Origin of the sequence: Salinibacter sp. 10B (assembly GCF_002954405.1) — a bacterium.
GTDB lineage: Bacteria > Bacteroidota > Rhodothermia > Rhodothermales > Salinibacteraceae > Salinibacter.
On sequence record NZ_MQWC01000004.1, the window covers coordinates 3,668,197 to 3,681,104 of the forward strand.

The 12,908-nt window shown below is 60.3% G+C and carries 9 protein-coding genes; 5 read left to right on the top strand and 4 right to left on the bottom strand.

Annotated elements, in window-relative coordinates; translation table 11 throughout:
- Nucleotides 1–47 precede the first annotated feature (47 nt).
- Nucleotides 48–401, top strand: coding sequence for an FxLYD domain-containing protein (locus BSZ35_RS19305; RefSeq protein ID WP_146110126.1), 354 nt, complete (start codon nucleotides 48–50; stop codon nucleotides 399–401).
- Nucleotides 402–1,008: 607 nt separating this feature from the next.
- A complete protein-coding gene (locus BSZ35_RS14935) occupies nucleotides 1,009–1,866 on the top strand; it encodes a helix-turn-helix domain-containing protein (RefSeq protein ID WP_105013189.1) in 858 nt (285 codons plus the stop codon).
- Nucleotides 1,867–2,107: 241 nt separating this feature from the next.
- On the opposite strand, the gene moeB is transcribed toward BSZ35_RS14935, so the two are convergent.
- From moeB to BSZ35_RS14955, 4 genes are all read right to left on the bottom strand, one after another.
- Nucleotides 2,108–3,316: a molybdopterin-synthase adenylyltransferase MoeB gene (gene moeB / locus BSZ35_RS14940; RefSeq protein ID WP_105013190.1), complete on the bottom strand. Its 1,209-nt coding sequence runs from the start codon at nucleotides 3,314–3,316 to the stop codon at nucleotides 2,108–2,110.
- Between the two features lie 57 nt (nucleotides 3,317–3,373).
- Nucleotides 3,374–3,667, bottom strand: a complete 294-nt coding sequence (locus BSZ35_RS14945; protein ID WP_105013191.1) for a ubiquitin-like small modifier protein 1 — start codon at nucleotides 3,665–3,667, stop codon at nucleotides 3,374–3,376.
- 51 nt (nucleotides 3,668–3,718) lie between these two features.
- Nucleotides 3,719–4,156, bottom strand: a complete 438-nt coding sequence (locus BSZ35_RS14950; protein WP_105013192.1) for a M67 family metallopeptidase — start codon at nucleotides 4,154–4,156, stop codon at nucleotides 3,719–3,721.
- A 96-nt stretch (nucleotides 4,157–4,252) separates the two neighbouring features.
- Nucleotides 4,253–5,212, bottom strand: coding sequence for a cysteine synthase family protein (locus BSZ35_RS14955; protein WP_105013874.1), 960 nt, complete (start codon nucleotides 5,210–5,212; stop codon nucleotides 4,253–4,255).
- A 550-nt stretch (nucleotides 5,213–5,762) separates the two neighbouring features.
- Between BSZ35_RS14955 and BSZ35_RS14960 the strand changes: the two genes are divergently transcribed.
- The 3 genes from BSZ35_RS14960 to BSZ35_RS14970 all read left to right on the top strand — a co-directional run bounded on the left by BSZ35_RS14960 (nucleotide 5,763) and on the right by BSZ35_RS14970 (nucleotide 12,866).
- Complete coding sequence (locus BSZ35_RS14960) at nucleotides 5,763–8,207, top strand: S49 family peptidase (protein WP_181149365.1); 2,445 nt, start codon at nucleotides 5,763–5,765, stop codon at nucleotides 8,205–8,207.
- Between the two features lie 227 nt (nucleotides 8,208–8,434).
- Nucleotides 8,435–9,553, top strand: coding sequence for an efflux RND transporter periplasmic adaptor subunit (locus BSZ35_RS14965; RefSeq protein WP_105013194.1), 1,119 nt, complete (start codon nucleotides 8,435–8,437; stop codon nucleotides 9,551–9,553).
- A 166-nt stretch (nucleotides 9,554–9,719) separates the two neighbouring features.
- Nucleotides 9,720–12,866, top strand: a complete 3,147-nt coding sequence (locus BSZ35_RS14970; protein ID WP_105013195.1) for an efflux RND transporter permease subunit — start codon at nucleotides 9,720–9,722, stop codon at nucleotides 12,864–12,866.
- The last annotated feature ends 42 nt before the right edge of the window (nucleotides 12,867–12,908 follow it).

Sequence of the window (12,908 nt, forward strand, 5' to 3'; positions counted from 1 at the left end):
AGTGCTTGCCCTTCCCCCAGTCCTCCCCGTGGTTCGGGGTTCAATGTATGATACGCCGACTCCTTGCTTCGCTCCTTCTACTGATCGTTGGGATAGGAGCCGTTGCGTGTGGCGGGGAAGGGGCACGTGGGGGAGCCAATATACAGGTGATTGAGCCTCGACTTGTCCGGTCGCCAAGTGGTAGGCGGGCATTTTCGGGCACACTGGTCAACGCGGGACGTCAGCCTGTGAGCATTGCGCAGGTGGACGTGGCCCTCTACGATGACAGTGGGTCGCCCGTTGAAACCGTCCGGATTGAGGTGAAAGATGTGTCGGCGCGGGACTCCGTTGACTTTAGCGGGACCATCGATTCAGACAAATCCTTTCACCAGGCGCAAGTCAAGAGCATCCTAACGCCGTGACGGGGGGACATCTCGTTCTGTATCGGACAGGTTGGTCAGGGAGGACTGTGGGAGGCACTTACACGAGTGGTGCTATTGAAAAGCGAAGCGTCAGGGCTTTGAAGTAGCTCCTTCCAGGAAAACGGCACCTTCGTTGCTTTTGGAGATGGCCTGGATGATGTCCATTTCTCTCGGGGGAGGAGATGCACATGTCTATCGACATATTATAGCACAACGCGTTCTCAGAGGGGCAGTTGTCGTTTCCTCTTGTGCGTTTCGAAGCATGACCCGTATACGCTCCCTCTGTATCGACATTTGAAGAAGAGAGCTGTGTATAGGGGGCGCGTGTTTGGGGCGAGGAGTCCACATTTCGGGGGAATGTCGTGAGATTGTCGTTCTGGATACAGGAATTGTCACAAGATCGCGGACGAGAGTTCGTTTCTTTGCGGGTGTATTACACCACACATGTTTCGTTGAGGCCGACGACGCACAGAGCATTCGAGAAAAGTATTTCCTGGTGAGGACGCAGGCGAACCTGAGCAGCAGCCGTAGATGAGGCTCACGTTCGTGCGTTAGAAACCGGAAGTGGGGATGGCCTCCATCCGCTTTCACGAACTCTCCTCCAGAGATGACACTTGTACCAGCAACAGTCCTCGTTGTAGAGGACAACGATGAAATGCGCGCATTTCTTCGTCGGCAGCTTGTGGATCACTATCGTGTGATCGAAGCGGCCAGTGGGGATGAGGCGTGGACCCGACTCCGGGAAGAGCGGCCGGATCTCCTGCTCAGTGATGCCGAGATGCCGGGCACGGACGGATGGACCCTGGGGCGCCGAGTCAAAGTCTCTGAAGATCTTCCGTCTATTCCAGTCATTCTGCTGGAAGGTGACCCGACTGAACCTCAAGAGGCCGAGGGGGGGACAGCGCAAGACAGAAGAAAGACGGAGCAATGGGCAACTGAGGAGAACGGCACTAGGAGGGATTCCAGCGAGGGAGTGGCGGTCGCGGGAGGAGAAGCCGTGCAGCGTGAAAGAGCAGCGTCTGCGGCAATGCCGAGTGCCGATGCCGTGCTAAAAAAGCCGTTTGCCCTGGATGAACTGCAAAGTGAACTGGAACGGTACCTGCCCACGCGAGAGCTTCCCCGTTACGCCGATTCGGCCGGAGAATTTCTAAAAGACGTGATACGAACAATTGAGCGTCGTCTCCATGATCCCGACTTTACGGCGGGGGCGCTGGCGAATGCGATGTCCCTCAGTCGGCGACATCTTACCCGACAGTTGAAGGAGGCGGTGGGGACGACCCCAGCGGCCCTCATCCGGGAGCGTCGCATCGAACGAGCAAAGGCGCATTTTGAGGCCGGGGATACAAAAGTGCGAGACGTGTGCACCACGGTTGGTTTCCGATCTGCCTCACACTTTTCTCAGTCCTTTCGGGAGTACGAGGGGTGTTCGCCGACAACCTATATCGAGCGGAACGCGCCCTCCTAGTTGGACGATACGTTCGCCTCATTCGAGGGCAGTGCACCGTGCGCTCTCGATCGAGAATGGTCTCACAGAGACCGTTAGGAACTCTCGTCGTTGCTCCATGACACGTTTGAGGTGATCGTATGCCCGTGGGATCTATCGACGTCGAGAGCCGAAGGATCGGTTAGGAGGCATTTGAAATCGAAGCCCCCGCCGGATGCAGTCGGCGTCCGGCGGAGGCACGATTGAGGCAAAGACCGGCGCGCTAATACTGCGGCACGTTCGGGTCAATCTCGTCGCTCCAGGCAAGCACGCCGCCCGCGAGGTTTGAGGCCTTGTAGCCTTTTTCCCGAAGCATCTTTGTGGCCTTTGCCGAGCGACCGCCCGAGCGGCAGTGCACGACGACCTCCTCGTCTTTGCTTGCCTCCAACTCGTCGAGACGCTTTTCGAGCTGATCGACCGGAATCAACTGGTCGGCATCAATGCTTGCGATTTCGGCCTCGTACGGCTCGCGCACGTCAAGCAGGAAGGGAGCATCGCCGTCGTCGCGGCGCTGCTTCAGGTCGTGGACGGAGATTTCGGGAACAGAATCCTTAGAGTCGGACACGTCGTCGGAAGAACCGTTTTCAGAACCATCGAAGTTGATGCCGCAAAACGCTTCGTAGTCAATCAGTTCCGTGACCGATGGATCGGTGCCGCAGACCGGGCAGTCGGGGTTCGTCGGCACGTTGAGCGTGCGGAAGTTCATCTCCAGTGCGTCCACCATGAGCAGGCGCCCGATGAGCGGCTTGCCGATACCGGTGAGCAGTTTGATGACCTCCGTGGCCTGGAGCGTGCCGATAAAGCCAGGCAGGATACCGAGCACGCCGCCCTCGGCGCAGGAGGGGACGAGGCCCGGAGGGGGCGGCTCTTCGTAGAGGCAGCGATAGCAGGGGCCGTCTTCGGTGGCAAAGACGGAGACTTGTCCCTCAAACCGGAAGATGGACGCGTACACGTTCGGCGTTCCCGTCATCACACAGGCGTCGTTCACCAGATAGCGGGTCGGAAAGTTGTCGGTCCCGTCCGCGACCACGTCATAGTCGTCGATGATGTCGAGGGCGTTGTCGCTGGTGAGGCGTACCTCGTGGCGTTCCACCTCGACGTGCGGGTTGAGGTCATGCAGGCGCTCTGACGCCGCCTCCAGCTTGGGACGTCCCACGTCGCTGGTACCATAAAGAATCTGTCGTTGGAGGTTAGAGGCCTCCACCGTGTCGAAGTCAACGAGGCCGATGCGGCCCACGCCGGCGGCGGCCAGATAGGTGGCCGCGGGTGAGCCCAGGCCGCCGGCGCCCACGAGGAGGACGGAGGCGTTTTTGAGCTTTTCCTGCCCCTCCTTCCCAAACTCTGGAAGCGTGAGGTGCCGACTGTAGCGCTGCAACTCCTCTGAAGAGAGGTTGGCCTGTCGCGATTTCGGTTCTGCGGTAGTCGTAGACATATGGCGGTGAGTTCAGTACAAAATCCGAGGTCCCAATTTCCCAACTCCCGTTCGGGGTCAGCCTCCGGCGATGGAGGGGACAATTGACACTTCGTTGCCGGGTTCTAGCTTGGTGTCGATTCCGTCGCCAAAGCGCACGTCTTCGTCGTCCACGTAGATATTGACGAACTGGCGCAACTCATCATCGTCGTTGAAGAGGTTGTTGGCGAGGTCGGGGTATTCATTGACGAGTGCACGGAGTACCTCGTCCACAGTGTTGCCCTCCACCTTCACAGTGCTTTCGCCGTCGGTGGCTGAGCGGAGCGGAGTGGGAATGCGGACGGTGACGGTGGTTGCTTCTGTAGTTGGCATGTCGCGTTGAACGTTGGGTAGATTGGAGATTGGAGTGCTGAGAAGAGCGCCTTATGCGGTTTTGGGGGCCGGGAGGGCAATCTTCTCGTGCAGAAACTCGGAGCGATCCGGGGCGAGGGACCAGGCCGTCAAGTCTTCGGGGACCCCGTCGTTCACGGACACGATGACGTAGGTGAATCCCGGGAAGGTGGCCTCCTCCAGGTCCGTTTCGGATGGGCGGGCCGGGTGGTCGGGGTGCGAGTGGTAAATGCCCACCACATCGAGGCCCTGCTTACGGGCGGCCTCGTCTGCCTCCCGATAGTCTTCTGCCGTCAACTGGTAGCGACGCGTCCGGCGTTCGGGCTGCCGGTTTGTAGCGCGCCGCGCCGTGACCACGCGATTTTCGCCGTCGTCGGTCACCGTGCCGAGCAGAAAGCCACAGCCCTCTTCGGGATAGGCGTCGGCGCCGTGTTGGCGGATGCTTTCGAGAATGTCGTTCGTTGCAATCATCGGGAATGGTGGCTGTTTTGAGAAAGCAAGTGCGTATTTCGTATTGCGTATCCTCGTGCCATTACCGAGAGCGAAATACGCAACATGCAATACGCATTACCCTTCATTCCAAAAGTCGTCGCTCAGATAGCGCGAGCCGGTGTCGCAGAGGATGGTGACGACGACTCCAGCGTCCAGCGACCGCGCCACGTCGAGTGCCGTTGCCACGTTCGCGCCGGCCGAAGGACCGACGAGCAGCCCCTCCTCGCGGGCCAGACGGCGGGTCATGGCGTAGGCTCTTTCGGTGGAGCAGGTGCGGTGGACGTCGACCTCGTCGGGGGCGTAGATGCCGGGGACGAGCGCCGTTTCCATGTGCTTGAGCCCCTCCATGCCGTGCATCGCTGTCGCCGGCTGCATCGCGACGCACTGAATGGACGGATCGTAGTCTTTGAGGCGTCGGGAGATGCCCATGAACGTGCCCGTGGTGCCGAGGCCCGTGACGAAGTGCGTGATCCCGCCATCGGTCTGATTCCAAATCTCGGCACCGGTTCCGTCGTAGTGCGATTGCCAGTTGGCGTCGTTGTTGTACTGGTCGGGATAGAAGTAGCGACCGGGATGGGCCTCGACGATTTCCTTCACGCGCTCCTGGGCCCCGTCGGTGCCCGCCATCGGGTCTGTGAGCAGCAGTTCAGCCCCATAGCTGTGTAGCACCTTCTTTCGCTCCTCCGAGGCGTTTTCGGGGAGGGCAAGCGTCACGTCGAGGTCCATCGCCGCCCCGATCATGGCGTAGGCAATGCCCGTATTGCCGCTCGTCGCATCGATGAGGGTCTGGTGCGGCTCGAAGGTCCCGCTCTCCAGTCCGTCCTGAATCATGCGGAGGGCGGGACGATCTTTCACCGAGCCGCCGGGGTTCAAGTATTCCGCCTTTGCACACACCGTCACTGTCGACGGAAGATCGTCCGTCACGCCGTCGAGGCGGAGTAGGGGGGTGCTGCCCACATTTTCGATGAGGGCAGACGAAGCCCCCGCGGATGCACCACGGGTGGGGGAGGGAGGAGAAGGGACGTCGTAGGGCATTGCAGAACGAGAAAACCAGGGGGCAATGAAAAAAGCCTCTCGCGGCGGAAACCGGAGAGGCTGCAGAGTCCAAAACAGTACGTCGGGCGAGAGCACTTATCGTGCGGTAGGAGCACCACCATCTGGACGCAGCCTCTGTGGGAGACACAGACACCGACAACAAGCCCCAAACACAGTCGGGGTCGTCGACGCTGCGACCGCAATGATGGAGCGGAGGGGGCTCATGGAGAGTGAGCTTGGATGACTGCTGTAAACACGATTCTTATAACATCAGGTTGTTTGCCGACGTTCCACAGCCCCGAGGCTTGCGTCTTCTTCGTCACATTCCTAAAAGAAACTTTGCGTATGCGGTGAGGAGAGGGGGACGCCGTCGGCCGAGAGTTGGAAAATTGAGGAACGAATGAGGGTTCAGTGCAAGGCGTAACGTGCGAGTCGCCCAAAGAGTTGGTTCGGCCGAAAATCAGCTTGTATTGTAGGTATGAAATCAGCACTCACATCCGTTCTGCAGGCGCACATCATGGAGAAACTCGGTCTTCCTTTCGTTCTAGTAATGCTCGTTCTGCTTTTCGGTGTCGACGGGGCGTTCGGACAGTCCTCTTCCCGCCCCGATATGGCGTCGTACTACGAGACGACCGACTTTCTCGGAGCGCCCCCCTCCGTCTTTCGGGAAGGGCTATTGGGGTACGGCAATCCGGCGCTCCCGACGCTTGCAGGCAATCACTTCGTGGCGGCGTGGTCGACCGACGGGCGGGAGGCGGCCTCGGTGGACGACTGGGGCGTCTTTACGAGTGTTGGGGGAATGGGGGCGGGGGTGCTTCGGCGAAAGATGGGGCCGCTCCGGACTACGGGGTACCACCTGAGTCTGTCGGGCGGGACGGGCGACGCGGCGTTCGGGATTGGATACCAGGGCTTTGCGGGCGACGCCACGGCGATTGGGCGCTACAATCGTATCCGGGTAGGGACGATTGCGCGGCCCAGCCCGTACGTGTCCTTTGGGCTCATCGGCAACGTGGCGCTGGAGACGGACGACCGGGAGGTGGTGGGAGAAGTTGGACTTCGCCCGCTCGGCACTTCTCGCCTCACCCTTTTTGCCGATGCGGCCTGGGGCGACGGGCAGGCGGTCGACGACGTGCCCTGGAGTGCCGGGGCGGCGGTCGAGATCCTTCCGGGTCTCGATGTTCGGGGGCGATATTTTGAGAACGATGCTGTATCGCTCGGTCTTCGGTTGGAGCTCGGACGCGGCGGCCTCGACAGCCAGTCGCGGATTGCGCCGGACGGCGACTACGACGGGCAGGTGTACCGGGTTCGGGTAGGAGCGTACGAGCCCAGCGCGATTGCCGAATCGGTGCGCGACGGAAAGGAGCACGTCACGCTGTCGACGGATGGATCGGTGCGCTATCAGGAGACGCGCTTCGGATCCCTGTTTATGGAAGATGCGCCCCGGTTCTACGAGATCCTGCGCACCCTGGAGCAGGCCGGGCAGAACGAGCGGATCGCGGCCCTTGCCCTGAACCTGTCAGACCTTCAGATTTCACCGGAGTTGGCATGGGAGCTGCGCAGTGCCATGGAGGCGGTCCAGCGAAACGGGGTGAAGGTGGTCGTGCACCTGGAAAGTGGCGGGATGACGGCCTATCATCTTGCAAGTGTGGCCGACGTAGTCGCCCTCGATCCACAGGGCCTTCTCACACTTCCGGGCTACGCGTCGAGTCGCACGTTCGTAAAAGGCACCCTCGACAAGTTGGGGCTTGGGGTGCAGGCATGGCGCTTCTTTGAGTACAAGTCGGCGTTCGAACGCTTCTCGCGTGCCGACTTCTCCTCAGCTGACAGTCTGCAGCGAAAGCAGTATGTGGACGATCAGTACGAGCTCGTGCGGGATGCGGTCGCGGAGGCACGATCAATAGACACGGATACTCTCGATCGCATCATCGACCAAAAAACAATTCTCACGGCACAGGAGGCCCGGCAGGCGGGGCTCGTGGACACCCTTGCCCGCTGGCACGACCGCGAGGAGGTGCTAAGGAATGTGACGCCCGACGAGACGTCCGCACTCGACGCCGATGTTCTTGATCAGATCACGACTGCCACCCGCGATTGGGGGGCGAAGCCTGAGGTGGCAATCGTTTATGGCATCGGGGCCACGCAGGTGGAGGGCGGCATGGGCAGTCGGAAGCTCAGCAAGCAGATTCGGGAGCTGGCTGAGGACGACGACGTGGCGGCGGTGGTCTTCCGGGTCGATTCGCCGGGAGGTTCGCCAGTGGCCGCCGCGCAGGTGGGCGACGCCATCAAGATGTGTGCGGAGAAAAAGCCGGTGATTGTAAGTCAGGGACAACTGGCGGGCTCAGGTGGATATTGGGTGTCGACGCATGCCGACACAATTGTGGCTGGCCCGAATACCGTCACTGGCTCGATTGGTGTCATCGGCGGCTGGATCTACGACGACGGCTTCAGTGACAAGACGGGATTGTCGAGCGACGTGGTGCAACGGGGAGAGCGGGCGGACCTCTTCAAAGGCATCCGGCTGCCGCTTCTGGGCATTCCAATCCCGACCCGGCAGCTCACGGACGAAGAGTTGGCGCGGATTGAGACTGTCATTCGAAAGGAGTACGACCAGTTCGTCGCAGCTGTGGCGGACGGACGCGACACGACTAGTGCCCACATTCGAGAGATTGGCGAGGGACGCATTTATTCCGGCCTCGACGGGAAGGAGGTGGGGCTTGTGGACGAGATTGGGGGACTCTCCACAGCCATCAATCTTGCCCGAACGGCCGCGGGCCTCACTCCGGCGGAATCGACCGTACGGGAAGTCAATCCTTATTCCGGGGCCTTCAGCTTCGGACGGATTCTTCCGGGGGGGCTCGAAACGTTCTTTACGACCCCGAAGAACGAGCAGGCTGTTCAGGACGACCCGGAAGTGACGTTTCTCCGCCTCATGCTCAAGCATCAGCCCAGTCCCCTTGTCCTACTGCCGCCTACGTATTCAAGAATGGCCGAGTAGCCACATTTTTTGGCGCTAACGAGGAGGAGAGTGGGAGTGGACCGCCGGTGTTGATGCTCCTCCCCTGCGAAATTTCATATTGACAGGCGCTAATGTAGAGACGGACTTGAGTGGGGACGAATTCTCTGAACTGACAGCCGGAGTCGGAGTTGTAATGAGCGATCTCCAGATCGACTCTCAGTGGAGAGGTTGTTCTCCCTCTTGGTTTCTGTTTTCCCTCGACTCTCATGACTGATTCGTCTTCTGCCTCGGATTCTTCAGCGACGTCCGACACGTCTTCTGAGTGGTCGCCATGGACCAAGCGGCTCCTTGGAGTTGGGATTGGGGCACTTGTGCTCGTGGGACTGGCGCTTCCCAAGCTCAATGAGGCGGATCCGTCCGGAAGCCAAAGCGGAAATGAGGCGGCGCCGATGCAGGTCGACGCGGCGGTCTTGCGTCCCGGTACCATGACCGAACGTCTTCGCACCACCGGTACGCTGCGGGCCGATGAATCCGTTGAGCTCACGTCGGAGGCGTCGGGGAAGGTGACAAGCATTCAGTTTGATGAAGGAGAGCGAGTGCAAAATGGGAGGCTGCTTGTACAGATCAACGATTCGGAATTGCAGGCCGAGCGGACGCGACTGGAGCATCGGTTGGATCTGGCATCCGCTCAGGCCGAGCGACAGAAGCGGCTTTTGTCTGAAGGCGGGGTAAGTGAAGAAGAGTATGATGCCACCGTAAATGAGACGGAGGTATTGAAGGCAGAGCTGGAGCGGGTCGAAGCACAGATCGAGAAGACGAAGGTACGAGCCCCGTTCAGTGGGCGAGTAGGCCTACGAGCCGTGAGTGAGGGGGCATACGTGACCCCGCAGACGCGGATCACCACCCAGCAGCGCGTCGATCCCATCAAAATCGACTTTTCGGTCTCCGAAAAGTACGCGGCGCGTATTCAGGCCGGACAGCCGATCTCTTTTTCGGTGCGAGGAGTCGACGAGCGACTGGACGGGCAGGTGTACGCAACGGACACGCAGGTGGACGCCGATACGCGTACGCTCCAGGTTCGAGCCCGTGCATCCAACCCGGACGGTGCGCTCCGGCCCGGCATGTTTGCCGACGTCACCGTCACCCTCGGCACGATCGAGGACGCCGTGGTGGTTCCGTCCTTTTCGGTCGTTCCGACCCTCGACGGGCAGCGCGTATTCGTGGTTGAAAACCGCACCGCCCAACCGCGCAACATTGAAATTGGCATTCGCACCGACTCGACCGTGCAGGTGACCGACGGTCTCTCCCTCCGGGATACGGTCATCACCTCCGGGATTCAAGAGTTGCGAGCCGGACTGCCGATCCGGATCGAAACGCTCAACTGATGTGCGATCCGTGAGACGTGACGTGTGAATGTCGGCAGGAACGCCGTCTCCCGCATCCGGCCTCCCGCAGCCGGCCTCCCGCAGTTACGGTTGCCTGTTGCTGTTTTTTTGAAGGAAATCGAAGCGGTGTACTCTCGCACACAAACGCCCATACGCACGACCGCAGATGTCGCTCTACTCCCTCAGCATTCGACGGCCCGTTCTGGCGACGGTCTTTACCCTGCTCATCATGATCTTCGGGGCGGTCGGCTTCTACTTTTTGGGGGTGCGCGAGTATCCGGCCGTGGATCCGCCCGTCATTAGCGTAGCGACGACGTACCAGGGCGCGAATGCCGACGTAATCGATTCCCAGATCACCGAGCCGCTGGAGGAGCAAATCAACGGCATCGACGGCATTCGCACCATCGAGTCCGTCAGCCGACAGGGTCAGTCCACCATCACGGTCGAATTTGCACTGGGAGCCGACCTCGAACGGGCCGCGAACGACGTGCGCGATCGGGTGAGCCGGGCCCGGCAACAGCTTCCCCCCGACGCCGAGCCGCCCAGCGTCTCGAAGTCTGACGCCAGCGCTCCGCCGATCGTGTTCCTCAATATCAAGTCGGATACGCGGAGCTTGATGGAGCTCACTGAAATTGCGGACAAGCGCTTTAAAGAGCGGTTACAGACCATCAATGGGGTGAGTCGTGTCGACATCTGGGGGGAGAAAACCTACTCCATGCGCCTCTGGCTCGACCCGCAAAAACTGGCGGCCTATGACCTCACCCCGCTTGATGTGCGCAACGCCCTGGAGCGCTCTAATGTCGAACTGCCCTCCGGGCGCATTCAGGGCGAGTCGATTGAACTGACGGTGCGTACGAAGAGCCGTCTGGAGACGACCGAAGACTTCAATTCACTCATTTTGAAGCAACGTCCCGGTGGACAAACGGTGCGGCTGGAGGATGTGGGGCGCGCGAAGATCGCTCCGCTCAATCAACGCACCCTTCTCCAGCGGGACGGTGTGCCGATGGTGGGGGTTGTGTTGCGTCCCCTCCCCGGGGCCAACTATATCGACATTGTCGATGAGTTTTACCGGCGGGTAGAAAATATCAAGGCAGATTTGCCGAGTGATCTGGAGCTGGGCATTGGGTTCGACAACACCGAGCCCATTCGCGACAGCATTAACGAGGTACAGCAGACGATCTTCATTGCGTTCCTCCTTGTGGTGCTCATCATCTTCCTCTTCCTCCGCGACTGGCGCTCGACCCTGATCCCGCTCGTGGTGGTGCCCATCGCCCTGATCGGGTCCTTTTTCGTGATGTATGCGATGGACTTCTCGATTAACGTTCTTACTCTCCTTGCGCTGGTGCTCGCGATCGGACTCGTGGTTGACGACGCGATTGTGGTGCTGGAGAATATCTACTCTAAAATTGAGGACGGAAAGGACACGGTCACTGCCGGGTTGGAGGGCACCCGCGAGATTTTCTTTGCGGTGGTGGCCACGTCCATCTCGCTGGTGATCATCTTTGCCCCCATCGTCTTTATGGGGGGACTCACAGGCCAGCTCTTTGCCGAATTCGGACTCGTGATTGCGGGGGCGGTGGCCATTTCTTCGTTCGTGGCGCTTACCCTCACGCCCATGCTATCCACCCGTTTGTTGAAGCAACGGGAGGAAAAACCGTGGATTTACCGCAAGACGGAGCCTTTCTTTCAGGCGCTCACCGATGCCTACCGGCGCTCATTGCAGTCCTTCATGGAGTATCGATGGGCCGCATTCGTGATTATGGCCGGGTGTGCCGCGGTCATCGTCACGTTCCACTTTACGCTGCCGCAGGAGCTGGCGCCGCTGGAGGATCGGAGTCTTGTGCGCATCAATGCGACGGCTCGGGAGGGGGCGACGTACGAGTACATGAGTCAGTATGTGGATCAGATGTACGAGGCCGTCAACGAGACCATCCCGGCCGCGCACCAGCGGTCCACCATCTCAGTGACCTCTCCCGGATTCGGGGCCGCGACGTCGGTCAACTCGGCGTTTATGTTTACGCGCCTGGTCCCTCCCGCGGATCGCAACATTTCACAGATGCAGTACGCCGACAGCCTGCAGGCGGCGCTCTCTGAGCTGGAGGGGGCACGCACGTTTGTCTCGCAGGAGCCGACGATTTCAGTGGGTGGGGGCGGTGGACTGCCGGTACAATACGTACTCCAGACCGCCAGTGTCAGTAATCTCCGCGAAACCCTGCCTACGTTTCTGCAGACGGCGCGTGAGCAGGAGGAGCTGGCGTTCGTGGACGTCAACCTCAAGTTTAACAAGCCGGAGCTCCAGGTCGAGATCGACCGCAATAAGGCCGACAACATTGGGGTCTCGCCGCTGGACGTGGCGCAGACCCTGCAACTGGCGCTGGCGGAGCAGCGGGTAGGCTACTTCGTGCGTGACGGCGAGCAGCGGCAGATTATTGCGGCGGTGGAGGAGGAAGATCGAGATGAACCCTTTGATCTTACGAGCCTTTACGTGCGCTCGTCAAGTGGGGAACCGGTGCCCCTGGACAATCTCGTGTCGGTGAGCGAGCAGGCGACCCCGCCGCAGATTTTCCGCTTCAACCGCTACATGTCGGCCACCGTGAGTGCTCGTCCCGCACCTGGCTATACTATCGAGGACGGCATCAACGCGATGGATCGCGTGGCACAAGACGTGCTCGGGCCGTCGTTCTCTACCACTCTCACCGGCCAGTCGCGTGACTTCCAGGAAACCTCCAACCAGTTGTTGTACGTCTTCGGTCTGGCGTTGCTGCTCATCTACCTCGTCCTGGCGGCCCAGTTTGAGAGTTTCCGGGATCCGCTCATCATCCTCTTTACGGTGCCGCTGGCCCTGGCGGGCGCGATGCTGTTCCTCTGGTACTTCAACCAGTCCATCAACATCTTTAGTCAGATCGGCATGGTAATGCTGATTGGACTGGTGGCGAAGAATGGCATTCTCATCGTCGAGTTTGCGAATCAGCGCAAAGCCGCCGGCCTCTCGATCCGTGAGGCCATCGAGGAGGCGGCGGCCGTGCGGTTCCGTCCCATCCTCATGACGGCGCTGTCGACCATCCTCGGTGTGCTGCCCATTGCGCTGGCGCTGGGGGCCGGAGCCGAGAGCCGCGTCCCGATGGGCGTAGCCGTCATTGGAGGGCTGGTCGTCGGGACGGTCCTGGCGCTGTACGTAATTCCGGCCACGTATACCTACCTGACGAGCGAAGATGCAGGTCCGGTGCTGGTGGGCGGCGATGGTGAGGCAGGGGGGAACGGGCTACTCGAAGAGGACGTGTCGCCGCGAGAGGAGGAGATGCCGTCCGGATAAGGCGTGCTATTTCCTGTAGTTTCGTGTTGCGTCTTCCGTCGG

Excerpts from the sequence above, each read along its gene's own strand:
- BSZ35_RS19305 (WP_146110126.1), top strand. The coding sequence starts at position 48 with ATGATACGCCGACTCCTTGCTTCGCTCCTTCTACTGATCGTTGGGATA.
- BSZ35_RS14935 (WP_105013189.1), top strand. The coding sequence starts at position 1,009 with ATGACACTTGTACCAGCAACAGTCCTCGTTGTAGAGGACAACGATGAA.
- moeB (WP_105013190.1), bottom strand. The coding sequence starts at position 3,316 with ATGTCTACGACTACCGCAGAACCGAAATCGCGACAGGCCAACCTCTCT.
- BSZ35_RS14945 (WP_105013191.1), bottom strand. The coding sequence starts at position 3,667 with ATGCCAACTACAGAAGCAACCACCGTCACCGTCCGCATTCCCACTCCG.
- BSZ35_RS14950 (WP_105013192.1), bottom strand. The coding sequence starts at position 4,156 with ATGATTGCAACGAACGACATTCTCGAAAGCATCCGCCAACACGGCGCC.
- BSZ35_RS14955 (WP_105013874.1), bottom strand. The coding sequence starts at position 5,212 with ATGCCCTACGACGTCCCTTCTCCTCCCTCCCCCACCCGTGGTGCATCC.
- BSZ35_RS14960 (WP_181149365.1), top strand. The coding sequence starts at position 5,763 with ATGCTCGTTCTGCTTTTCGGTGTCGACGGGGCGTTCGGACAGTCCTCT.
- BSZ35_RS14965 (WP_105013194.1), top strand. The coding sequence starts at position 8,435 with ATGACTGATTCGTCTTCTGCCTCGGATTCTTCAGCGACGTCCGACACG.
- BSZ35_RS14970 (WP_105013195.1), top strand. The coding sequence starts at position 9,720 with ATGTCGCTCTACTCCCTCAGCATTCGACGGCCCGTTCTGGCGACGGTC.